Source organism: Cobetia sp. MC34 (genome assembly GCF_018340035.1).
GTDB classification, from domain to species: Bacteria; Pseudomonadota; Gammaproteobacteria; order Pseudomonadales; family Halomonadaceae; genus Cobetia; species Cobetia amphilecti.
On record NZ_JADPPY010000015.1, the window covers coordinates 36,197 to 59,587 of the forward strand.

A 23,391-nucleotide genomic window follows, 5' to 3' on the forward strand; every position below is an offset into this window, starting at 1 on the left:
ATGTTCGCGGACGGCGAAACGGTGCCATCACTGTTGCGCAATTGTTCTCAGATGCGTCTTTTCTGCTGTGCTGGCTGACAGCGTCAATCGATTACAGGTGTCCGATGTCACGACCTGCCTTGTCTATCCGTGGCCTGACCAAGGTCTACGGCAACGGTTTTGAGGCGCTCAAGGGGATTGATCTTGACGTCCCCGAGGGCGATTTCTTCGCGCTGCTGGGCCCCAATGGGGCCGGCAAGTCCACGACCCTCGGCGTGGTGAGTTCGCTGGTGCAGAAGAGCGCAGGCAAGGTCGAGATCTACGGAATCGATATCGACAAGGACTTCTCGAAGGCCAAGTATCACCTCGGCGTCGTACCGCAGGAGTTCAACTTCAATCAGTTCGAGAAGGTGCAGGACATCGTGATGACCCAGGCGGGTTATTACGGCATGCCGATGAAGGAAGCGCGCCCGCGTGCCGAGCGTCTGCTCAGGGATCTCGGGCTGTGGGACAAGCGCGACACCCCGTCACGCATGCTGTCCGGTGGCATGAAGCGCCGTCTGATGATTGCCCGTGCGCTGATCCACAAGCCGCGTCTGTTGATACTCGATGAGCCGACGGCCGGTGTGGATATCGAATTGCGCCGCTCGATGTGGGAGTTCATGCGCCGCATCAATCGGGAGGAGGGCACCACCATCATCCTCACCACGCATTACCTGGAAGAGGCCGAGAGCCTGTGCCGCAACATCGCCATCATCAATCATGGCGAGATCGTGCATAACACCAGCATGCGTGAGCTGCTCAAGGAGCTGGATGCGGAAACCTTCCTGCTCGACATTCGTGAGCCGCTGACCAAGGCGCCGGTGATTGCCGGGTTCGAGGTTTCCTTGAGTGACTCTCAGCAGCTGGCGCTCGCCGTGCGCAAGGGCCAGTCGATCAATACCGCCTTCGCGGCGCTGGATCGTGCCGGTATCACCGTGGTGTCAATGCGCAATCGTGCCAATCGTCTCGAGGAGCTGTTCGTCGACCTGGTCGAGCGTTCCAACGCCGAAAGCGGTATCGCCTCCAATGTTGCCAAGGAGATCACGCAGTGAACCCCCGTCAGCTATGGGTGGCTCTGGTCACCATCGTCGTCAAGGAAGTCCGTCGTTTCACGCGCATCTGGCCGCAGACGCTGTTGCCGCCTTCCATCACCATGACGCTCTATTTCGTCATCTTCGGCAATCTCATCGGCTCGCGCATCGGCACCATGGATGGCATCAGCTACATGGATTACATCGTGCCGGGGCTGATCATGATGTCGGTGATCACCAACTCATATTCCAACGTGGCCTCGTCATTCTTCTCCAACAAGTTCCAGCGCAGCATCGAGGAGCTGATGGTCTCGCCGCTGCCCTCGTGGATCATCCTGCTCGGCTACATCATCGGTGGCGCCGTGCGCGGGCTGGGGGTCGGCATCATCGTGACCGCCGTGGCCTTCCTGTTCACGGACCTCGATATCCATCACCCCTTCCTGACCATCATGGTCGTGGTGCTGACGGCGCTGCTGTTCTCCATCGGTGGCTTCATCAATGCGCTGTTCGCCCGCAAGTTCGATGACATCTCGATCATTCCGACCTTCGTGCTCACGCCGCTGACCTACCTGGGGGGCGTCTTCTATTCCATCCACATGCTGCCGGAATTCTGGCAGACGGTTTCGCTGGCCAACCCGGTCCTCTATATGGTCAACACCTTCCGTTACGGCATTCTGGGCGTCTCGGACATCAGCGTCGGCCCGGCGATGGCCGCCATCGTGGCCTTCATCATCGGCCTGTTCGCCTTTGCGCTGTGGCTGCTGGAGCGTGGCAAGGGCATCCGCAGCTGAAGATGTCGCCCAGACGATGATGGTAAGATGCGCGTTATCGCGCCAGTGCATGCAACGCCGGCTTCTGCCGGCGTTCTGCTGTCTGCGCCCCTGATATCGATGCTTTATTGGCCTATTTCACTGGAGTGCTGTCATGGCTCACCCCACTGCCGTCAACGTGCCCGACGAGGCGCGCCCCGAGACCCTCAAGGATGCCCCGCTCGGGCGAGAGTCCGCCTATCCCGAGCACTACGATGCCAGTCTGCTGTTCCCCATCGCGCGGGCAGCCAACCGTGGCCCCATCGGCATCGATGACGCGGCGCTGCCGTTCGTCGGTGAGGATGAGTGGCACGCCTTTGAAGTCTCCTGGCTGGATGAGGCCGGCAAGCCGTGGGTGCGCGTGGCACGTTTTCGCCTGCCGGCAGCCTCGCCGAACCTGATCGAATCCAAGTCCTGGAAGCTCTATCTCAACAGTCTCAATCAGAGCCGTTTCCCCGATCAGGCAGCGGTGCAGGCAACGCTGGAGCGTGACCTCGCCGCCGCGGCCGGTGCGCCGGTCGAGGTGCGTCTGTTGGAACTGGACGATGCCGAGCTGGACGTCGGGCGTCTGCCGGGGGAGTGCCTCGATGGCTTGCCGATCAGCGTCGAGCACTACACGCCGTCGCCGGAGCTGCTCAGCGCCGATGACGCCGACATCGTCAGCGAAGACCTGCACAGCCACCTGCTCAAGTCCAACTGCCCGGTCACCGGCCAGCCCGACTGGGGCAGTGTGTGGATCCGTTATCGCGGCCCGCGTATCGATCGCGAGCGCCTGCTGGCCTATCTGATCAGCTATCGCCAGCACCAGGATTTCCATGAGCACTGCGTCGAGCACCTGTTCGTCGACCTGATGGCGCGCGTGAAGCCTGAGTCTCTGCTGGTGATGGCGCGCTACGTGCGGCGTGGCGGCCTGGATATCAGCCCGTGGCGCGCCACGGCGGATCTCGAGGCCGAGGCCCGCGCCAGTCTGCCGCTGCGTCTCTCCCGGCAGTAGTCGTCTCTGTCACCTCGCCAACCAGATAGCGCCTTGCCAGTCAGGTAGCGCCTTGCCAATCAGGTAGATAGCAGCGAGTGATGAGACGGCGTACCGGCGACATGCTAGTGTGAGAATCATTCTTATCTTAAGTCTGTGACAGGAGAGACGATGGACGCGCTGACGTTACTGCATGAACGCAATTCCATGGGCAAGTTGATGGCGCCGGCCCCGAGCACTGAGCAGATGGAGGCCATCTATCAGGCCGCCCTGCGCGCGCCGGACCACGCCGAGCTGACGCCCTGGCGCTTCATCGAATTCACGGGTGGCGGGCTTGAGCGCCTTGGCGAGCTGTTCGCCGAGGCGGAGCGCAACAAGTCGCCGGCCGGTGACGAGGCCGCCCAGGCCGCTGCCAGCAAGAAGCCGCTGCGTGCGCCGATGGTGATCGCGGTGATCGCCAGGGTCACGCCGGACCACCCCAAGGTGCCGCGTGTCGAACAGGTGGTCAGCGCCGGCTGTGCCGCCCACGCCATGCTGTATGCCGCTCAGGCCCAGGGGCTCGGTGGCATGTGGCGCACCGGCGGCTACGCCTTTGACCCCATCGTGCACGCAGGGCTGGGCATGGACGAGCAGGATGAGCTGGTCGGCTTCCTCTACCTCGGTACTCCGGGCGGGCGCCTCAAGCCATTGCCGAACCGCAACAGTGCCGACTTCGTCGAACGCTGGCAGTGAAACGCTGAATGAGCGAGGCCCTTGGTGAGAAGCGCTGAGCGAGGGCCTGAATGAGAGAGGCGCTGAGCGAAGCCCTTGATGAGAGAGACGCTGAGTGAGTGAGACGCGAAATGAGCCGTCGCGCTTGAGTGGTGAGGCCTGGCCAGCGTTGCCTCTGCCGCGTGATGCGCAGGGGCAGCCGGGCAATCTCGCGGCGCCGGTCAGCGACGACCTGACACGGTTTCGTGGCTGGTTGACGCAGGCGATCCCGCTGGCCGCTCATCTGGGGCTTGTCGAGATGCAGTGGTCAGAGCCCGAGCGTGCGACGGGGCAGCTGAGCTGGCACCTGCGTCTGCCGCCCAATCTCAATGACAAGGGCACTGCCTTCGGCGGCGCCATGAGTCTCGAGGCGACCCTGTGTGGCTGGAGCTGGCTGACGCTCTGGCTGCGTGCCCGCGGTATCCAGCGCGATATCGTGGTGTCGCAGGCCAGTCAGCAGTTTCTGGCCCCGGTCAGTGGCGACTATCACATCATCTGCGCGCCGGATGACATGGCAGCGCTGGACGAGGTGGGCGAGCGCCTGACGGCAGGGCGGCGAGCGCGACTGTCGCTGACCCAGCAGCTGTGGTGTCAGGTCGAAGGGCAGTCCGCTCCGCGACTGTGTTTCGAGGCCCGTGGCGATTACGTGGTGCTGGGGCCGTGACGACGAGTGCGGCCTCGGCCCAGTGCGCGGGTTGAGAGCACAGGGTGCAAGCGCAGGGCGAGGGCGCATGGCCAGTGCGCAGGTTGAGAGCGCTGACGCTATCTATCTGAAAGTTTTTGGAAAAAAGGCTTGCGCCACTCGAAGGTTATCGATAATATACGCCGCGTTCTCAAGGGAAACACGACGCAGTCGGGTGACCAATGAGAGCACTGATCTGGAGGGGTGTCCGAGTGGTCGAAGGAGCACGCCTGGAAAGTGTGTAAGTCGAAAGGCTTCGAGGGTTCGAATCCCTCCTCCTCCACCAGATTCAGAAAAGCCCGCATCTCACGATGCGGGCTTTTCGCGTTTCTGAGGGGGCTATCGAGCTTGCACTGCAGCGTCTGTCATCCTGAGCTGTTATCATGCCCGCCTTCAGACTCACCCCATCGCCTGTCGAACCTTCCCCGAACGCCTGATCGAACGTCATGACGACTGTCATGTCGTCAGGGGCGTGCTCGGGTGACGTCGGGCCCGCCTCCGGAATGCCCGGGGCACGAGATGGTGTGAGGCAAGACCGATTCCGCCTGCAAGAGGACATGAGATGGCTCGTATTGCCATGGCACGCCACATTCTGGTGAAGACCGAGGCCGAGGCGCAGCGTCTCAAGCAGTCACTGGAGCGCGGCCAGCCGTTCGAGAAACTGGCCAAGAAGCACTCCACCTGTCCCTCCGGCAAGCAGGGCGGTGACCTGGGCGAAGTGCGCCCCGGCCAGATGGTCGGCGGCATTGATCGCGCCATCTTCAAGGGGCCGCTCAATACCCTGCAGGGGCCGCTGAAGAGCAAGTTCGGCTATCACCTGCTGGAAGTCTTCTTCCGCGGCTGATGCCTGCCAGGCCTTTGCGGCTCCCCGTATTTCCCGGCGCCAGCGTGACGCTTCGTCACCGCCCACCTTTTTCATTTCAAACGGATATTCCCTCGTGATCTCTACCGCCAATCTCACCATGCAGTTCGGTGCCAAGCCGCTGTTTGAAGACGTCTCCGCCAAGTTCGGGCGTGGCAATCGCTACGGCCTGATCGGCGCCAACGGCTGCGGCAAGTCGACCATGATGAAGATTCTCGGTGGCGATCTGGAGCCGTCCGGTGGTCACGTCATGCTCGAGCCCAACATCCGTCTGGGCAAGCTGCGTCAGGACCAGTTCGCCTATGAGGAATACACGGTGCTCGACACCGTCATCATGGGCCACGAGCGTCTGGCCGTGGTCAAGGCCGAGCGTGACCGCATCTACTCGCTGCCGGAGATGAGCGAGGAAGACGGCATGAAGGTCGCCGACCTCGAGGTCGAATTCGCCGAGCTGGATGGCTACACCGCCGAAGCGCGTGCCGGTGAGCTGCTGATGGGCCTCGACATCCCCATCGAACAGCACCTGGGGCCGATGAGTGAAGTCGCGCCGGGCTGGAAGCTGCGCGTGTTGCTGGCGCAGGCGCTGTTCTCCGATCCTGACGTCCTGCTGCTCGATGAGCCGACCAACCACCTGGACATCAACACCATCCGCTGGTTGGAAGGCGTGCTGACCGCGCGCTCCAGCACCATGATCATCATCTCGCACGACCGCCACTTCCTGAACAGTGTCTGCACCCACATGGCGGACCTGGATTACGGTGAGCTGCGTCTGTTCCCGGGCAACTACGACGAGTACATGACCGCCGCCACCCAGGCGCGCGAACAGCTGCAGGCCGACAACGCCAAGAAGAAGGCGCAGATCGCCGAGCTGCAGTCCTTCGTCAGCCGCTTCTCCGCCAACGCCTCCAAGGCCAAGCAGGCGACCTCGCGTGCCAAGCAGATCGACAAGATCCAGCTCAACGAGATCAAGCCGTCCTCACGCGTCAGCCCGTTCATCCGCTTCGAGCAGACCAAGAAGGTCCACAACAACGCGGTGATGATCGACAAGCTCTCCAAGGGCTTCGACGGCAACACCCTGTTCGAGAACTTCAGCTTCACGGTCGCCGCCGGTGAGCGTGTTGCCATCATCGGCCCGAACGGCATCGGCAAGACCACGCTGCTGCGCACCCTGGTCGGCGAGATGCACCCGGATGCCGGTGAAGTGAAGTGGACCGACGCCGCGGACGTCGGCTACTACGCGCAGGACCACGCCCATGACTTCGCCAACGACATGAGCCTCTATGACTGGATGGCACAGTGGACCGGCGGCGGCGAGCAGGTCGTGCGTGGCACCCTGGGTCGCATGCTGTTCTCCAATGACGACATCCAGAAGTCGGTCAAGGTCATCTCCGGTGGCGAGCAGGGCCGCATGCTGTTCGGCAAGCTGATCCTCAAGCAGCCCAACGTGCTGGTGATGGATGAGCCGACCAACCACCTGGACATGGAATCCATCGAGGCACTCAACCTCGCGCTGGAAAACTACCCGGGCACCCTGATCTTCGTCAGCCACGACCGCGAATTCGTCGGCTCGCTGGCCACCCGCATCATCGAGCTGAAGGCCGATGGCGTGGTCGACTTCTCCGGCACCTACGACGACTACCTGCGCAGCCAGGGCGTAATCGTCTGATACGCGCCGTGACTGGCTAGTCTGCCCGGTCTGACAAGACACCCTCATCGTCTCTGACGGTGGGGGTGTCTTGTTTCCCATCTCCGGCCGCTGGCTGCGGCAGGCTTCTGGTAGAATGCCGGCCCGCGTGTGTCTGCACAGCCGATTTCCTTTCCTTTCTTCGCTTCACGGAGTGTCCCGCATGGCCACATATGACGTCATCATCATCGGCGCAGGCGCGGCAGGCTTGATGTGTGCCGCCACGGCAGGCTATCAGGGCAAGCGCGTGCTGGTGCTGGACCACGCCAACAAGGCCGGCAAGAAGATCCTGATGTCCGGCGGTGGGCGCTGCAACTTCACCAATCTGGATGCCGGCCCAGCCAACTTCTTCTCACGCAATCCGCACTTCTGCATCTCGGCGCTCAAGCGCTACACGCCGCACCATTTCCTGGAACTGGTGGAGCGCCATGGGCTGGAGCACGTCGAGAAGAAGCCGGGACAGCTGTTCTGCGCCGATTCCGCCAAGGACTTGCTGGCGATCCTGATGACGGAGTGTGAGTGGGCCGGAGCGGAGATTCGTCTGAGTACGCGCATCACCTCGCTGGAACGCGCGGGCGAGGGCATGCGGGTCGAGACCAGCAATGGCACGCACACGGCGGGGCGCGTGGTGGTGGCCACCGGCGGCATGTCGATTCCGACGCTGGGCGCGACCGGCTTCGGCTACGACATCGCGCGCCAGTTCGGGCTCGAGGTCACCGATACCTACGCCGCGCTGGTGCCGTTCACGCTGACCTCGCAGTGGAAGGAGCGTCTGTCGCCGCTGTCGGGGCTTGCCTGTGACGTCAGCGTCACCGCCGGCAAGGGCCATTATCGCGAACCGATGCTGATCACCCATCGCGGGCTTTCCGGTCCGGCGATGCTGCAGGCCTCCAGCTGGTGGACACCCGGTCAGCCGCTGGACATCGACCTGCTGCCGGGCGTGGATGCCTACGCCGAGCTGCTCGCCCTGCGTGAGCAGCATCCCAAGCGCCAGATCGGCCCCTGGCTTGGCGAGCGCCTGCCCAAGCGCCTCGCCCAGTCGCTGGTCGAGTGGCAGGACGCCGACGCCGGTCGCATCAGCGAGCGCAGTCTCGCCGAGCTCTCCAACGCGCGTCTCGAGCAGCTGGCCAAGGCGCTCAATCACTGGCAGCTCAAGCCGGCGGGCACCGAAGGCTGGCGCACCGCCGAGGTCACCATGGGTGGCGTGGTCACCGATGCCATCTCGCAGAAGGACTTCAGCGTGCGCGATCTTCCGCAGCTGGCCTTCATCGGCGAGGTGCTGGATGTCACCGGCGAACTGGGCGGCTACAACTTCCAGTGGGCGTGGTCCTCGGCGGTGGCCTGCGGGCTGAACTGCTGACCGGCACCTTCTCGCCACTGGCTGCGTCTCACGCCATCTGCTGGCGGATGGCGGGCAGGCGCTGCTCGACCAGCGCGACGAAGGCCTCGATCACCGGGCGGACCGGTGTGGTCGGGTAGTGCAGCTCCAGCGGTACCGCGCCGAGTGCCGGGCGCAGGGGAATGAACTGGCAGCCATCACGTTGCAGGCGGCGAATGCAGCCGGGCGCGATGGCGACTCCCAGTCCCGCCGCCACCTCACTGAGCAGTGTCTGCATCAAGGCCGGTTGGCGCTGGATGCGCGGCGAGAAGCCGGCATCGCCGCAGGCACTGATGATCTGATCGAACAGCCCAGTCGCGTGCCCGCGCTGAAACAGCACGAAATCTTCCTGCGCAAGCTCGCTGAGGGCCAGTCGCTTGCGGTGCGCCAGACGATGCCCTTCGGGCACCACCGCCATCAGCCTATCCTCGTAGACCGCCAAGGCGGTCAGGCTGTCACGCTGCTCGCCGGGAAGCGGGCGCGACAGCCCAACGTCGATCTCGTCACGCGCGAAGGCATCCAGCTGCTGCTGGGCGCTCATCTCATGCAATGACAGGCTGACCTCGGGATGGTCGCTGGCGAAGTCGCGCATCAGTCCGGGTACGAAGCTTGCGCAGGCCGAGCTCATGTAGCCGATGCGCAGTGTGCCGGTCTGGCCGCTGGCAGCCATCGCCACGCGCTTGCGTGCCTGAGCCTCCAGCGCCAGCATGCGCTGCGCTTCTTCCAGCAACGCCTCCCCCGGTGCCGTCACCTTCACCTCCCGCGTATTGCGCCATAGCAGGCTGACGCCCAGCTCGGCTTCGAGATCGGCGATCTGGCGGCTGATGGCGGGTTGCACGGTATGCAGCTCGCGGGCGGCGGCCGAGAAGCTTCTGTGCGTCGCCACCGAGACGAAGGTTTTCAGTGTGCGGAGTTCCATGCCGGCCCTCGTGGCTGATTGATGTTCAGTCAGTATAAGTCATATCAAGTATTGTCATTTCTATTATAAGCCTGCACTCGCTAGTCTGAAGGCCTGCCAAACCTCCCTTCGTCAGTCTCTGCCGTTTCGCCTTGTCTCCTGTCTCTTGCTGCTTGCCGCTGGCTTTGCCTCGCAAGCACGCAAGCACGCAAGCAAGCGAGAAGGCGGGGCGCGTAGCGGCTGACAGGAGGGTTCTGAATTCGAGTGGAGCCAATATGACGACATCAACGAGTGGAGTGGCCGCGCAGGATACGCGCGGGCCCTCACAACCGCTTTCTGCCGGCGGCCGTTTCACGCTGCTGGCCATCGCCTGTCTGACCATCATGGTGGGAACCGTGGTCGCGCCGGGGCTTCTGAGCATCGCCTCGGCGCTTGAGGTGGAGAGCCATGCCAGCTGGCTGATTACCCTGCCATCGCTGGGCGCCGTGCTGTTCGCGCCCATCGCCGGGCGCATGATCGATCGTGTCGGTGCCTATCGCTCGCTGGTGGGCGGGTTGTTCCTGTATGGCGTGCTGGGCGCGGGCGGCGCACTGCTGGAAGGCACCGTCGTCGTGTTCGCCGATCGCATTCTGCTCGGCGGCGTGACCGCCGTGGTAATGGCGGGCGGCACCACGCTGATCTCCGAGTGGTATCACGGCCATGCGCGTCTGGCGATGATCGCCCAGCAGGGCATGTCCATCGAGCTTGGCGGGGTGATCTTCCTGTTCGTCAGTGGTGTGCTGGCGGGGATCGCCTGGCAGTGGCCCTTCGCCCTCTATCTGATAGCCTGGGTACTGCTGGCCATGCTGTGGATGATGGTGCCGAAGCAGTCGCCTGAAGCGCCTGCCGAGGAGAGCGGAAATGCCGGCGGTGAGGCCTTGTCCTCCTCGCTGACCAGCGTCTACCTGGCCGCGGCCATCTCGTTGACGCTGTTCTTCACCGCCATCGTCATGCTGCCGATGCGCTTGAATCTGCTGGGGCTGGATGAAGCGGCCACCGGTATCTTCCTGGCGGGCATTTCGCTGGTCGCGGTGGTCGCGGCGATGCTGATGCCGAAGGTGTCGCGTGCCCTTGGTGAGATGCCGACGCTGGTGCTGGCCTTCCTGCTCTATGCCGGCAGCCTGTTCCTCTTCCAGCAGGCCGAGAACATGACGCTGATGAGCGTCGGTGCCGTGTTGTCCGGCATGGGCTTCGGCTTCTCGATCCCCTTGCTCAACCACATGACGGTGGAGCGCAGCCACACCTCGGTGCGCGGTCGCAATCTCTCCTACCTGACGATGGCGATCTTCCTGGGACAGTTCCTGACGTCCTTCCTGGACTTCCTGCCCGGTGACGGCAGCAACGTCTTCGGTGCCGCCGCCGTGCTGGGGCTGATCTTCGCGGTGCTCTATCTGGGCGTGTATCTGCTCAAGCGTGACAGCCGCAGCACCTGATCGCGGCAGGGTTAACAGAACGACACGTCGCAATGACGAAAAAAAGCCCCGTCACCTGAATCCCAGGTGGCGGGGCTTTCGCTGTAATGCTGCGATCATTTGTCGAACAGTATTCTCAGACGACGAATCATCACCCAGCTCATCAGCCCGCGCTTGAGCAGGCTCAGGCCCTTCTTTGGCCTGAACCCGCCCCGCGCCGCGATCAGGCCGCCCACCAGCACCAACGGGCCACGGTATTGCTGGACCTTGGCCCAGCCGCGGTCGATGGGGGCGGTGGCCTCCTTGAGTTCGCGCATCGCATGGCTGACATCGAGGCGCTGCTGACTGATGCGTGCTTCGAGTTCCGCACGCCGAGCGTCACGCGGATGTGCTGACCGGCGTCCGTTCCCCTGCACGGGGGGCAGCGCCGGCTCGCGTCGCGCGAGGGACTGTCTGGAAGAACTCATCTCGCCTCCTTGGCAGGCACTGGCAGGCGGGGCATCAAAGGTTTTCGCGTTGGCGCTGGCGTTCCAGTGCGTCGGCTCGCACATCCTTGAGGCTGTCGCTGTCACGGCTCAGGTTGCTGAGCGTGGAACGCAGCAGGCTGCGCTGGGAAGCGATCACCTTGACGCGCCAGGCGATCAATCCCCCCAATGCCAGCAGGATACCGCCGCTCAGGGCGATGGCCAGCAGGCGGTGGGTATCCCAGAAGGCCACGACCACCAGCAGGATCGCCAAGCCGATGCCGAAGCAGATCAGCATCAGGGCGATACCCGACAGCAGCAGCATCACGAACAGCCGTTCGCGCTCTTCCTCGAGCTCCAGCACGGCGAGACGCAAGCGCGTCTCGCCACTCTCGACCAGGCTCGCAGTCAGACGTCGGATGGCGCCAAGTACGCGTTCAACCGGCCCTTGCTCCTGCATCAGCGACGGCCAAGCAGCATGCCGACGACGACACCGGCGGCCGCGCCGATACCGACACTGGTCCACGGGTTGTCGTGCACGTAGCGATCAGCGCAGTCCACGGATTCGCGCGCGCCGGCGGCGAGGCGATCGCCCTGGGCGCTGAGGCGGGCGCGGGTGGCTTCCAGGCGAGTCTGGGCGCGGGCGCGGGCTTCCTTCATGCTCTCGCGGGAATCTTCAGCCGAGGCGTGCAGCAGTTCCTCGACGGTCTGGGACAGATGGCGCAGATCTTCCTTCAGCTGGTCGGTGTTGGCACCGGTCGCGGAAGTGGTGTGATCGCCGATCTTTTGCATAGCCATGGTGTAACTCCTTCCCGTATGTCGAATCAGATTTCGCGAATGGTGAGCGCGGTGTTGTCTGCGCTTGACTCTCGAACTCTCTCTTCCCTGGGGCGCCGCAGGCGGCAGGGCATGACCTGAATCCACTTGCACGAGACTCTCTGCAAGCATCGTCAGCACGTCGTCATGACGCGTCTTGCGTGGTCATGCACAAGTCGTGGGGGTCGAACGCGACAAACACAAGGGCAAGATACGCACAGAGCACGATATCGCCATGTCACGTGCGGGAGGCTTGATCTGGATCATGGGCGTGCCACCTTGTCCACATGGTCGGTCCACATGAGAGCGGGGCATACTAAAGGCAGATGGCAAGACGGGCAGCCTGGGCTGCCCGTTGCGGGAGGGTCGTGCGAGTTCTTTTATCAGAGCTCTTTGATCAGGTCTCTGGTGAGCCGGCGAAGAAGGTATTGATCGAGAAGCCCAGGCCAAAGCGATTCACGCTGTGGTCGTAGTCGATCAGGCTCTCACCGTAGCCGTGGTAGTACTGCACGTAGCCACGTACCTTGCCGAACAGCGGGAAGGAGTAGTCGAGCTGGTTGCCGTAATTGCCCTTGGAAGGGTTGCCACGCACCATCCAGGTGACTTCGTGCTGATCGGAGGTATAGCCGACCGTGATGTCGCCGTAGCCGATGTAGTTGTAGAGGTCCGGGTTGTCATCCTCGTCGGACTCCTCCGGCACGCGCCAGTGCGGCGTGACCGCGATGGCCCAGTCGCCGTTCTGGAACATCATGTCGGCATAGACGCGGTTCCAGCTGCGCGACAGCGGGTCGGAACGGCCGTTGGACTGATGCGCGAAACCGATGCGGTTGCGGGTATTGGTCCAGCCGAACAGCTCATAACGATTGTCGAACTGCAGGAAGGCTTCCGGCTCGTAATTGGTCTCGCGGAACGGCGCCGACGCATCGGAGTTGTAGGCCTGCCACCAGCTGCGCTGGGTATAGGCGAAGAACAGGTCGCCATTGTCACCGAAGATGTCGTCCATCAGCTCGACCTTGAGGCTGAGCTGGTATTTCACCTCGGTCTTGTCCACCTCGCCTTCCTGGGTGACTTCGGCAAAGCCGTTGGCATCCGGGTTGGTGTTGTAGGCCCAGGGCAGCAGGTAATTGCGCTTGTAGGCGGTGATGGCCAGCGGATTTTTCTCGGCGTCGTTCTCCAGCACGACACGCTCCTTGGCGCGCTGCTGGGCCAGGCTTTCATCGAGGGGCGCATCGACGCTCTGGCCTTGTGCCTGCTCGGTCTCGGCCGCTTCCGCCGAGTAGCGCTCGTAATCCGCGTCTTCGCGGTTGGAGAGGAAGACCTGCTCGGTACGCGGGTCACTCTCGACGCCGTCCGCCGTGCCCGGTGCAGAGGCCGCCAGCTCGCGCCAGTCAGCCTGGCTCATGGCACCCGCGCGGGCCTGGGCGGCAGTCATGCCCAGTGCTTCGGGAGCGAAGCGCTTGCCGTTGGCCAGTACCATGCGTCCTTCGGCATCCATGGTGTAGGGCACGTCGGCCGCTGCCGGTGCGGCGGCACCCAGCAGTACTGTGGCCAGCACTCCCGAGAGGCGTGCAGGGACGGACCGGAATCCGATGGAGGCAAGGCGGAGGGGCATGGAAATATCCTGTCGGTTACGCCGCGGCGGGGGAGCAGCGCATTATGGAGCAATGTTCATGACATGTCTGCCATTCTACTGGCGGCGCAGTGTCCGGTTCCAGCACGAAGATTCCGACAAGTGCGTCGCCTCGATGCGACGATGAATGTCGCTCACGCTGGCCTGCAAGCACCGCTTTCTCGCCCCGTCACTCTTTGCTTCATCCCCCACTTCACTCTCTAGTTCATTCTCCACTTCATCCTTTGCTGAACGGCCGCCGGCGGACGTTTGCCGACAAGGATTGCGTGGGATGCAGCGCCAGTCGACAATGCGGCCCTTGCCTGCGCTTGCGGCCGGTCACGATGTCATCCTGCATGGCTGGTGGCGGCCTGGCGGGGCAGCAGAGCCGATGAAGAAGCGCGGTGGTGACCATTGAGGAGACAGCTGTGACAGGTAACAAGTCCTTGAGACTGATGATGTTGGCAGGCGCCTTGCTGCTGATGGTGCTGCTGGCCTGGGTGCCGGCCACGGCCAGTGCGGACGCCCCGAAGCGTGCTGATGTCCAGACTCAGCTTGAAGACCTGCAGAGCGTCGAGAAACCGGATGCCGACACCCGTCAGCGCATCGCGGACCTCAAGGATACCCTGACGGTGCTCGACGACCTCGCCGAGGCCACCAGCAGCCTGAATTCCCTCAAGAGTGAGGTCAAGGAGGCGCCGGCGGAGTTGGCGAAGGCGCAGGCCGAGCTGGCGCGCCTGCCTCAGGACTACACCCCGCCCAGCATCGCCTCGCTGGAAGGCGAGTCGGTCGAGGCGCTGGACAAGCGCATGACCTCGATTCTCGACTCGCTGCAGAACCTGCAGGACAAGCTGGCCGATACCAACCGGCGCCTGATCAATGCCCAGAGCCTGCCGGAGCGTTCACGCTCGACCCTGGCCGATGCACAGCAGCAGGTGCAGCGCCTGCAGACCCAGCTGGGTGGCAGCGGCGATGCCGACCTGTCCGGCACCGGGCGTGATCTGATCGAGGCCCGTCTGGCATTGGCCGAGACGCGTGGCGAGCTGAGCCATTCAGAGCTCAATTCAAGCTCCCTGCTGCGTGAGCTGGCCCAGGTGCGCAAGACTCTCTACAGCCGTCAGATCGCCAATCTGGAGCAGGACCTGGAGCAGGTCCAGACGCTGGTCAACGACAAGCGCCGCAACCAGTCCGAGCAGACCATCGCCGATGCCACCAGTGGCGAGAATGCCGCGCTGGCCGACAACCCCATCTTCCAGCAGGTGCTCAACCGCAACCGCGAGCTCAGCAGCCAGCTGCTGGCGATCACCGATCGCGTCAACGCCGTGATTCGCGATGGGCTGGAGGTGCGCACCCAGCTTGATCGCGTCACCCAGGTCGAGCGCACCATGAGCGAGCAGATCGAAGCCATCAAGGGCAGCGTCCTGCTGGCGCGTATCCTGCGCGAGCAGCAGAGTCGCCTGCCGCAGGTCGATGTGCGCAAGGACTTGAAGGAAGAGATCGCCGACCTGCGCCTCAAGCAGTTCGAACTCAACAAGGTGCGTGAGCAGCTCGCCGATATTCCGGGCTATCTCAATTCCTACGTGCTGGGCGAGGCCGCGGCGCTGGAACGCCCCGGCGGCAATGCCGATGTCAGCCAGATCAGCGCCGAGCTGCGTCAGGCGTTGATCGGTCAGCTGGAGGCGCGCAAGGAGCTGGTCGACAAGCTCGACAAGGAATACGACAGCCTGCTGGCACGCGCCATCGACCTGCAGCTCAACCAGCAGCAGCTGCTGGAAGTGTCAGGGCGTCTACGCCAGACCATCGAGGAGCAGCTGTTCTGGGTCGCCAACGGCAAGCCGCTGGATCTCGACTGGCTGTCGCGTACCCCGGAAATGCTCGCCGAGGAGCTCAGGCCCAACGTCTGGCGTGGCGTGGTGGCAGGGCTGTCCAAGGGCTTTCAGCTCAGTGACCTGTGGGTGGCGCTGCCGGGCTTGCTGCTGCTGATCTTCATCACCTGGAAGCGTTCGCGCATCCGTGCGCGCCTGGCGGACCTGCACGCCCAGATAGGGCGCCTGAAGCAGGACACCCAGCTGCATACGCCGCGCGCCATTCTGCTCAACGTCCTGCTGGCCATCCCCGGTGCGCTGGCGCTGGCCTTGATTGGCGGCGTGCTGTCGCTGGGCGAGGGCATCATGCTGTGGGCGCTGGGCCAGGCACTGTTGAAGCTGTCGCTGGCGTGGGGCATCTTCGCCATCTTCCGCCGCCTGCTGGTCAAGGACGGCGTCGCCGAGCGTCACTTCCAGTGGCCGGCCAACTACGTGGCGGAGCTGCGCCGTCATATCTGGTGGCTGGGCTTCGCGCTGCTGCCGGTGGTGCTGACCACCAACATCATCAGCGAGGCGGACCTCAACCTGCTCGAGCGCCCGTTGGGGCTGGCCATTCTGTTCGTGGGCCTGATGGCGATGAGCTTCTGTCTGTCGCGACTGATTCTGGCGCATGTCCCCTTCTTCGGCCTCAAGCTGTTCCGACTGATTCTGGGCCTTGCGATGGCGCTGGTGCCGGTGGCGCTGGGCGTGCTGATCTGCCTCGGCTACGAGTACACCGCGCTGCGCCTGTGTGGCCGCTTCATCACTACCATCTTCCTGTTCGGGGCCTGGATTCTGGTGGAAGCCACCGTGGTGCGCGGGCTGGCAGTCGCCGCGCGGCGTCTGGCCTATCGTCGCGCCGTAGCGCGTCGCCGCGCCCAGGTGCAGGAGGGCGCCGAAGGCGGTGTCGAGGTGGTGGAAGAGCCGCCATTGGACATGGAGCAGGTCAACTCCCAGTCACTGCGTCTCTCGAAGCTGATTCTGGTCATCAGCTTCCTGTCGATCTTCTATGTGGTGTGGGCCGATCTGCTCAATGTGCTCAGCTATCTCGACAGCGTGGTGGTGTGGGAAATCGCCGCTTCCGTCGAGGGCGATTCGGCGACGCCCATCTCGCTGGCGGACCTGATCGCGGGCATGATCACCCTCGCCGTGGCGGTGATGATGGCGCGCAACCTGCCGGGGCTGCTGGAGGTCTCGATCCTGTCGCGGCTCGAGCTCAAGCAGGGCTCCAGCTACGCGATCACCTCGCTGCTGTCCTACGTGATCATGGCCACCGGTTTCGTGATGACATTGGGCAGCATGGGCGTCAGCTGGGACAAGCTGCAGTGGCTGGTGGCGGCGTTGAGTGTCGGGCTGGGCTTCGGTCTGCAGGAGATCTTCGCCAACTTCATCTCGGGTCTGATCATCCTGTTCGAGCGGCCGGTGCGCATCGGCGACACCATCACCATCGGCAACCTGCATGGCACGGTCAATCGCATCCGGATCCGCGCCACCACGGTGACGGATTTCGATCGCAAGGAGATCATCATCCCCAACAAGGTGTTCGTCACCGACCAGCTGATCAACTGGTCGCTGTCGGACAACGTCACGCGGGTGGTGCTCAATTTCGGTGTCGCCCATGGCAGTGATCTGGATCTGGCGCATCGTCTGCTGATGCAGGCCGCCCAGGAAAACAGGCGGGTGCTCAAGGACCCGGAGCCGCTGGTGTTCTGCTTGACCTACAACCAGGACAACTTCGGTTTCGAGCTGCGCATCTACGTCAATGACCTGACCGATCGCCTCTACGCCACCGATGAGATCAACCGCTGGGTGGATGCACGCTTCCGTGAGCATGGCCTCAAGGTCGCCTTCCAGCAGATGGATGTCTGGCTGCATCGCGACGATGGCACCGAGCGCCTCGTCGAGCAGCGCAGCGCCTCGGCGGAGCCGTTGCGCCCCGCCAGCGGCTCACCGGAAAGCAGCGAGTCGGAAAGCACGGAGTATCAGAGCAGCGAGCACCGGGAAGGTGGTGCGCTGATCGCGCGTCGCAAGCCCGCCGAGGGTCTGGCAGGCCGTGAGGACGCCGGGCTGCGCGAGGCCGCACCGGACGCCGGTGGCGGTGACGGCGGCGGAGATGCCGGCGGTCGCTGACGCTGAATCCTCTCGCTCATCTCATTGAATGCCGCATGGCATCACGCACAAGGCGCCCCGCGGGGCGCCTTGTGCGTGATGGGCTCTCCAGTGCGTTTACAGAACGGAGGGGCTAGCCAGCCCTGACGCCACGCATCATTGGTTCAATTCGGGCTGCGTGGCTGACGGGGCCTGCCCCTGACCCTGACCCTGACCCTGACCCTGACCCTGACCCTGACCCTGACCCTGACCCTGACCCTGACCCTGGCTCGCCTCACCGGCAAAGGGAGCAGGGGCCTCGAATTCCAGCACCCAGCGGCTCAGGAAGCTGGCCTGCTTGAGGCGATCGAGTGTCGCCAGCAGGCCAGGGCCGATCTCGATCGGGCGCAGCGCATCGCCCAGTTGCTCGCGCATATGCTGAGCGCTGCCCTCGCCACTCACCTCGGGATGCAGTGCGCCCAGCTGGCTGTCGCTGGCCACCGCCTGCTGACCTTCCAGACTCAGCCACCAGTCGAGAAAGGCCTCACCGGCCTCGGGGTGAGGTGCCTGCTGGGGGACGAAGGCTAGCCGGCGCTGAATCAGCACGTAGTCTTCCGGCACGATCACCACCAGCTCCGGATGGGCGCGGGCAAAGGTCACCGCGTAGGGGCCGACCAGGTTGTAGGCGATGTCCACCTCGCCGCTGGCCAGAGCCTCGAGCATGGCGCCGGTGGTGCTGACCAGTCTGGCATCGGCCTGCCCCATGGCGCGCACCAGCGTCCAGTAGCGCGGCGATTGACGGGCGTCTGACACGGCATAGGTAAAGCCGGAGCCGCTGCGGCGCGGGTCGTAGCTGATGATGCGGCCGCGCAGCTGCTCGCGGCGCGACTCGAGCAGGTGCCAGAAGTCGCGATGGCTGCGCAGCACATCGAGGGGATTGCGCAGGCCGTCGAGGTCCGCCAGGCGCTTGAGCGCATCACGTCGCGCCACCATCACGATCGGCTCGAAGCTCATCGCATACAGCTCATTGCGCCAGCGTGAGTTGGCCGGCCAGGCGGCCAGATTGGGGGCCTCGAGTGCCAGGGCGTGGCCCTGATTGGCGAGTCGGTACTGCAGCCCCATGGCCGAGGAAATCATCAGATCGGCCTGCGGTGTCAGCGGCGCCTGCAGGTACTGTGCTTCAAGCCCGAGGGCGGAGCGGTTGACGTAGTGCAGCACTCGCTCAGGATGCTGGCGGCTGTAACGCAGCAGCAGCGGGCGAATCTCGGGCAGGTCCAGCGCAGCGTGAATGGTCAGGTCGGCCGCGAGGCTGGCGTCGCTGTCAGGCGCGGGCGGCGTGACTGGCTGACCGCCCTGCAACCACAGCGATTGATGCTCTTCGAGCAGCGGGTCAAACGCTGCCTGGGTCGCCGCCCGGGTCGCCGCCTGACTGACGGGGCTCAGAAGCACGGCCAGTGCCAGGCAGGCCGTCAGCCGTCCAGCGCGCTGTCTGCCCGGGCGGTGATGATCCGGGCGGTGATTGTCATGACCGTGATGGTCAGGGCGCTGCTGCTTGGTTGGCGGTCGTCTCGCTAGCATGCTGTGCCCCCTGTCTTTGCAGGCTTGCCGGCCTGTGCTGATTCATCATCCCCACCCACTCTCACCTCAGGCGCTGCACAGGGCGCCAGATGCAGACTGACGCATAGCCCGCAGGACGCGCCTGTCTCGTCTGTGCCGTTTGCGTCGGCTGCGCGAGTTGCATCGTCTGTGCGGGATGCAGAGTCAGCAGCCTGCGTCACGCTGCGTGCTGTCGCGTCGCTGAGCGTCAGGCGCGCGTCGTGATGTCGCGCGATGCCATCGACGATCGCCAGCCCCAGTCCGGCGCCTTCGTGATGCTTGAGCTCATCGGGCTGCTGCGCCGGCGCCTGATCATGACTGTCGGGCTGGGTGTTGCGGTGGAAGGGGCGCAGTACCAGCAGGCGTCGCTCGGCGTCGATGCCCGGGCCGTCATCCTCGACACTCAGCCGCCAGCGGCCCGCCAGTGCGGCGCTGTCCGGTTGCGTGAACGTGGCATCGCTCGGTGCCGCCATCCGGCTCAGGGTGAGTGTGACGGTGCGCGCGCCGTGCTTGCAGGCATTGTCGATCAGGTTGGCCAGTGCCTCCTCGAGCTGCCACTCGACGCCTAGCGTCCAGGCGGCGCCATCGATGTCCGGGGCGATCTCGAGGCCGAGGTCCACCCCGGCGCGATCACAGCGCAGGAACAGCCGGCTGACGGTGGCGCGCGCCAGCGCCGACAGCTCCAGCGGCACGCGCGGCGGCTGCACTTCCGGGTTGTTGAGGCGTGTCAGCGACAGCAACTGATTGGCCAGGTGGGCGGTATGGCTGGCGGTGGCCTGCATCTGGCCCAGCGCGGCATGCCAGGCGCTGGGGTCCTGCTGGCGCAGTGCCAGCTCGGCGTGCGCGGAGAGTCCCGCCAGCGGGGTGCGCAGCTGGTGCGAGGCGTCGCCGATGAAGCGCTCCTGATTGGCGCGCACGCGGCGCATGCGCGCCAGCAGGTCATTGATGGTGTGCTTGAGTTCCTCGAGCTCGCGCGGCAGGGGCAGGTTGAGCGGCGCCAGACTGCGCGAGTCGCGTTCGCGAATGGCGCGGCGCAGGCGGGTCAGCGGCGATAGCGCCAGCCGTACGCCGATCAACACCACCAGCAGTGCCAGCGTGGCCATGCCCGCCAGGCGCACCAGCGAGCCACTGAACAGCTCACGCGTCAGGGTGTCTCGCCCCTCGCGGGTATGGGCGACGCGAATGCTGTAACGCTGGCCGTGGCGTGGGTCATCGCCCCAGCCGCCCAAGCGGGTATCGAGGCTGCCCAGCCGCAGTGCCTGTCCCTGCCAGGCGATATCGCGAAACGACAGCTCGCCGCTGCGTCCAAGCGATTCCTGCGGGGCCAGGCGACCATTGGCGGCGCGATTGGCATCCGGCAGGTGGGTATTGCCGGTGACCTGCTCGCCATCGGCGTCCACCAGGCTGTAGAAGACGCGCTCCTGGGCGTCGGTGGCCAGCATCTCGAGGGCGGCGGGCGGCAGGTCGAGCCACAACTGGCCATCCTGCCATTTGACCTGCTCCGCGATGGTGACCAGCGAGGCTTCGAGCAGCCGGTCGTAGGCGCGGTCCGCTGCCTCACGCGCCGACAGGAAGGCCTGCACCAGCAAAAGTGTGCCCAGCGCCAGCAGAGGCAGCAGCAGCCAGCTCAGCAGGCGCCGATAGAGGCTGATGCTGCGTTTTGCCTCTGTCTGTGGGCGTGGTGAGGGTGCGGAATTCAAGCGCTGCCGTCCGTGGTCTGTTCCAGTAGATAGCCAAGGCCCCGGATGGTGCGCAGATTGACGTCGCTGCCTTCCAAGCGCTTGCGCAGGCGATGCACATAGACCTCGATGGCATTGTCGCCCACGGCTTCCTCCTCGCCGAAGGCCTCACGGGTCAGACGCGCCTTGTCCACCGGCTCGCCGGCATGCTGGATCAGGCAACCCAGCAGGCGCTGTTCACGGGGCGGCAGCGCCAGCGGGGCATCGGCGAGCAGAAAGCGTGCATTGAGTGGCTCGAAGGCCAGGCTGCCGAGGGTCAGGCGTGGGGCGATGCCAGGCGAGGGCGTCGGCTGCTGGCTGGCCTGCTGACTGGCCTGAAGAGTGGCATGGCGGCGCAGCAGGGCGCGCACGCGGGCTTCCAGCTCATCGAGCACGAAGGGCTTGGCAAGATAGTCATCGGCGCCCAGGTCCAGCCCGCGCACGCGATCTTCGATGGCGCCGCGCGCGGTGAGAATCAGCACCGGGGTCTGGCGGTCGTGCTGGCGCAGCGCGGCGAGAATCTCGAGCCCGGAAGCGCCGGGCAGGTTGAGGTCGAGCACGATCAGCGCGAAGCCGTGATCGTGGCGGGTCGCCAGGCGGGCAAGCGCCGCGGCACCGTCGGCCAGGTGGGTGACCGCAAGGCCCTCGGCGGAAAAGACGCTGCACAGTGTGCTGGACAGCAGGGCGTCGTCCTCGACCAGCAACAGGGCCGGGGGCGGTGCGGTGGCTAGGCCATGCGCTGAAGCGTCAGCCGCTGAGGCGTCAGCCGCTGATGCGTCAGCCGCTGAGGGGAGTGAGTCGGGAGAAGTCATCCGGGCTCCGCAAGGGCGCGTCAGGTACGCGTCAAGAGTGATGAGAGTCAGGCACAGGGCCGGTCTGCGACCTGCAATGGCCGCTTGAAGGCGCAATATTGCCTCAAACAGGCAGCCAATGGCGCTTGCGCCAGCGTATCATTGGTGGCCTGTTTCGTGTCGCTGACAAGGAAGCCAGCATGCCATCCGTTCCGCTATTGCAGCGCCTCAAGGCGCGCGCCTCTCGTCTCTCTCCATCCCATTGGCTTACGGCTGTCACGTCGCTCAGGCCGCTGCTGACCTCGCTGGCGCTTGGGGTAGTGGGCGGTTGGCTGTTCCAGCTCACCGGCATGCCGCTGGCGTGGATGCTGGGGCCGCTGGTCGCCAATCTGCTGGGCGCGATGTCCGGGCTGAAGCTTGGTGTGCCGGACCGCCTGCGCAACCTGTTTCTGGGCGTACTTGGCCTGACGCTGGGCGCGCGCGTCTCGCCGGAGCTGGTCTCGCACCTTTCCAGCTGGTGGTTGTCGGCGTTGCTGTTGCTGGCGGGGGTGTGGGCTTCGACGCTGGCCTGCGCCGCCTGGTATCGCCGCTGTGGTTTTGACGCCACCAGCGCGTGGTTCTCCTCGGTGCCCGGCGCGCTGACGGCGATGGTGGTGATCGGCGAGCGCATCGGGGGTGATCCGCAGCGCATCGCGGTGGCGCAATCGTTGCGGGTGCTGCTGGTGATCATGATTCTGCCGCCGCTCTATTGGGTGCTGGAAGGTGCGGCGGGCACGCCCGGCATCGGTAGCGATGTGGCGGTAAGCGGCCTGTGGCTGATCGCGGTGCTGCCGATTCTGCTGCCCCTGGCCAGGCGACTGCGCATTCCCAATGCCTCGCTGCTGGCGCCGTTGTTGCTGGCACTGGTGCTGTCGCTTGGCGACGTGGTGCGTTTTTCGCCACCGGTGTGGGGCACCGATGTCATGCAGCTGGTGCTAGGTTGCGCCATCGGGGCACGCTTCAAGGGCCTTACGCCGCGGGTACTGGTCGGGGTGATGGGTCAGTCGGGCGTGGCGACCCTGATCTCGCTGTCGGTGCTGGGCTGCTTTGCCGAGCTGATCCATCAGCTGATGGGCGTGCCGCGTGACGTGGCCTTCCTCGCCCTGGCCCCCGGCGGTATCGGCGAGATGGCGCTATTGGCGGTGGCGCTCGATCTCGACCCGATCTTCGTCGCCTTTCACCATCTTCTGCGCCTGATCGTCCTGATGCTGTTGCTACCGGTGATGGCGCGTCATTTCCGTCACCGCCGAGCGCGTGAGGCGACGCAATAGCCCGTGGCGTGATCTCCCCTTGTGAGGGCGGCGATGCGCTGTTATAGTGTGCGCCTTGATCACGCCAAGTGCTTGAAGTTCAAGCGATTGGCTCGGTAGTTCACCGAATGATCATATTTGTGGTGGCCCTGTCGGTCCTCCCGCAATGCTAGGCTGCAAACCCCGCCAGGCCCGGAAGGGAGCAACGGTAGTGGCTGACGCGTGTGCCGGGATGTGGCTGATGGGGCCGCCTCCATTTCAGGGCCCTGAAAGTGGCTGCTCGTGAAATGTCCGCATCATCCCGCCTGCTGCGCAACGCTCTATCTCAAGCCCTCGCAAGCCCCTGCAAGCCCTCGCAAGACCTTCGCTTCACGCTGCCTGAAGCCTTTCGCCACACCCTCGCTGTCTGCACCGGTCATCTCCTGCCTGTCCCGAGCCCCGCTTGGCGTTTCGTCGTGCCCGCAATTCGGGGGCGCACCACGCCTGTCATCCGGCCTCGCGCCCTCAATCCTGCTGCGCAAGTGGCATCGTGCTTTGAAGCCACACGGCAAGTCGCTAGAATGAGCGCATTCTCAGCGAGGCCTCGTCATCGGTCTCCGTCTGTCGACCGTCGGGGGTGAAGCCCAGCCGGGTCGTG

General features: G+C 64.6%; 19 protein-coding genes, 1 tRNA gene and 1 other RNA gene. 13 read left to right on the forward strand and 8 right to left on the reverse strand.

What is annotated here, in order from left to right:
- Positions 1 to 104 precede the first annotated feature (104 nt).
- The 9 genes from IZU87_RS10000 (at position 105) to IZU87_RS10040 (ending at position 8,172) form a co-directional block, all read left to right on the forward strand.
- On the forward strand, positions 105 to 1,073 hold the full coding sequence (locus IZU87_RS10000; protein ID WP_213114399.1) for an ABC transporter ATP-binding protein: 969 nt from the start codon (positions 105 to 107) through the stop codon (positions 1,071 to 1,073).
- On the forward strand, positions 1,070 to 1,843 hold the full coding sequence (locus IZU87_RS10005; RefSeq protein WP_213114400.1) for an ABC transporter permease: 774 nt from the start codon (positions 1,070 to 1,072) through the stop codon (positions 1,841 to 1,843). Before IZU87_RS10000 ends, IZU87_RS10005 begins: the two co-directional genes overlap by 4 nt.
- Positions 1,844 to 1,976: 133 nt before the next feature.
- Positions 1,977 to 2,855, forward strand: a complete 879-nt coding sequence (gene queF / locus IZU87_RS10010; RefSeq protein ID WP_213114401.1) for an NADPH-dependent 7-cyano-7-deazaguanine reductase QueF — start codon at positions 1,977 to 1,979, stop codon at positions 2,853 to 2,855.
- A 150-nt stretch (positions 2,856 to 3,005) separates the two neighbouring features.
- A complete protein-coding gene (locus IZU87_RS10015; RefSeq protein ID WP_192837438.1) occupies positions 3,006 to 3,566 on the forward strand; it encodes an NAD(P)H nitroreductase in 561 nt (186 codons plus the stop codon).
- Between the two features lie 94 nt (positions 3,567 to 3,660).
- Positions 3,661 to 4,248, forward strand: coding sequence for a YiiD C-terminal domain-containing protein (locus IZU87_RS10020; RefSeq protein WP_339927408.1), 588 nt, complete (start codon positions 3,661 to 3,663; stop codon positions 4,246 to 4,248).
- Between the two features lie 216 nt (positions 4,249 to 4,464).
- Positions 4,465 to 4,552, forward strand: a tRNA-Ser gene (locus tag IZU87_RS10025).
- A 276-nt stretch (positions 4,553 to 4,828) separates the two neighbouring features.
- Positions 4,829 to 5,110, forward strand: coding sequence for a peptidylprolyl isomerase (locus tag IZU87_RS10030; RefSeq protein WP_043333877.1), 282 nt, complete (start codon positions 4,829 to 4,831; stop codon positions 5,108 to 5,110).
- A 94-nt stretch (positions 5,111 to 5,204) separates the two neighbouring features.
- Positions 5,205 to 6,794: an ABC-F family ATPase gene (locus IZU87_RS10035; protein ID WP_043333876.1), complete on the forward strand. Its 1,590-nt coding sequence runs from the start codon at positions 5,205 to 5,207 to the stop codon at positions 6,792 to 6,794.
- A 181-nt stretch (positions 6,795 to 6,975) separates the two neighbouring features.
- A complete protein-coding gene (locus IZU87_RS10040) occupies positions 6,976 to 8,172 on the forward strand; it encodes a BaiN/RdsA family NAD(P)/FAD-dependent oxidoreductase (protein WP_153636450.1) in 1,197 nt (398 codons plus the stop codon).
- A 28-nt stretch (positions 8,173 to 8,200) separates the two neighbouring features.
- Here the strand turns inward: IZU87_RS10040 and IZU87_RS10045 are convergent, their stop codons facing one another.
- Entirely contained in the window at positions 8,201 to 9,109 is a 909-nt protein-coding gene (locus tag IZU87_RS10045) for a LysR family transcriptional regulator (protein ID WP_213114402.1), read from the reverse strand.
- Between the two features lie 254 nt (positions 9,110 to 9,363).
- On the opposite strand from IZU87_RS10045, the gene IZU87_RS10050 reads away from it, so the two are divergent.
- Positions 9,364 to 10,560, forward strand: a complete 1,197-nt coding sequence (locus IZU87_RS10050) for an MFS transporter (RefSeq protein ID WP_213114403.1) — start codon at positions 9,364 to 9,366, stop codon at positions 10,558 to 10,560.
- A 95-nt stretch (positions 10,561 to 10,655) separates the two neighbouring features.
- On the opposite strand, the gene IZU87_RS10055 is transcribed toward IZU87_RS10050, so the two are convergent.
- The 4 genes from IZU87_RS10055 to IZU87_RS10070 all read right to left on the reverse strand — a co-directional run bounded on the left by IZU87_RS10055 (position 10,656) and on the right by IZU87_RS10070 (position 13,431).
- Entirely contained in the window at positions 10,656 to 11,006 is a 351-nt protein-coding gene (locus IZU87_RS10055) for a YqjK-like family protein (protein ID WP_052384593.1), read from the reverse strand.
- Positions 11,007 to 11,040: 34 nt separating this feature from the next.
- Positions 11,041 to 11,463 (reverse strand): phage holin family protein, encoded by a 423-nt coding sequence (locus tag IZU87_RS10060; protein ID WP_043333873.1) that lies wholly within the window; start codon positions 11,461 to 11,463, stop codon positions 11,041 to 11,043.
- Positions 11,463 to 11,801 (reverse strand): ElaB/YgaM/YqjD family protein, encoded by a 339-nt coding sequence (locus IZU87_RS10065; protein WP_082388358.1) that lies wholly within the window; start codon positions 11,799 to 11,801, stop codon positions 11,463 to 11,465. The genes IZU87_RS10060 and IZU87_RS10065 overlap by 1 nt, the downstream gene beginning before the upstream one ends.
- Positions 11,802 to 12,216: 415 nt before the next feature.
- Positions 12,217 to 13,431 (reverse strand): phospholipase A, encoded by a 1,215-nt coding sequence (locus tag IZU87_RS10070; protein WP_249330522.1) that lies wholly within the window; start codon positions 13,429 to 13,431, stop codon positions 12,217 to 12,219.
- Positions 13,432 to 13,856: 425 nt separating this feature from the next.
- On the opposite strand from IZU87_RS10070, the gene mscK reads away from it, so the two are divergent.
- A complete protein-coding gene (gene mscK / locus IZU87_RS10075; RefSeq protein WP_349305177.1) occupies positions 13,857 to 17,402 on the forward strand; it encodes a mechanosensitive channel MscK in 3,546 nt (1,181 codons plus the stop codon).
- Positions 17,403 to 17,537: 135 nt separating this feature from the next.
- Here the strand turns inward: mscK and IZU87_RS10080 are convergent, their stop codons facing one another.
- The 3 genes from IZU87_RS10080 to IZU87_RS10090 form a co-directional block, all read right to left on the reverse strand.
- Complete coding sequence (locus IZU87_RS10080; protein ID WP_213114404.1) at positions 17,538 to 18,809, reverse strand: ABC transporter substrate-binding protein; 1,272 nt, start codon at positions 18,807 to 18,809, stop codon at positions 17,538 to 17,540.
- A 122-nt stretch (positions 18,810 to 18,931) separates the two neighbouring features.
- Positions 18,932 to 20,656 (reverse strand): sensor histidine kinase, encoded by a 1,725-nt coding sequence (locus tag IZU87_RS10085; RefSeq protein ID WP_225996296.1) that lies wholly within the window; start codon positions 20,654 to 20,656, stop codon positions 18,932 to 18,934.
- The gene (locus IZU87_RS10090) at positions 20,653 to 21,486 is read right to left on the reverse strand and encodes a response regulator transcription factor (RefSeq protein WP_213114405.1); all 834 of its coding nucleotides are present in this window, start codon (positions 21,484 to 21,486) and stop codon (positions 20,653 to 20,655) included. Before IZU87_RS10090 ends, IZU87_RS10085 begins: the two co-directional genes overlap by 4 nt.
- A gap of 179 nt (positions 21,487 to 21,665) precedes the next feature.
- Here IZU87_RS10090 and IZU87_RS10095 point away from each other — a divergent pair, with 179 nt between their 5' ends.
- Both IZU87_RS10095 and ffs read left to right on the forward strand, forming a co-directional pair.
- Positions 21,666 to 22,775 (forward strand): AbrB family transcriptional regulator, encoded by a 1,110-nt coding sequence (locus tag IZU87_RS10095; RefSeq protein ID WP_213114406.1) that lies wholly within the window; start codon positions 21,666 to 21,668, stop codon positions 22,773 to 22,775.
- A 129-nt stretch (positions 22,776 to 22,904) separates the two neighbouring features.
- Positions 22,905 to 23,001: signal recognition particle sRNA small type (ffs, locus tag IZU87_RS10100), an RNA gene on the forward strand.
- The last annotated feature ends 390 nt before the right edge of the window (positions 23,002 to 23,391 follow it).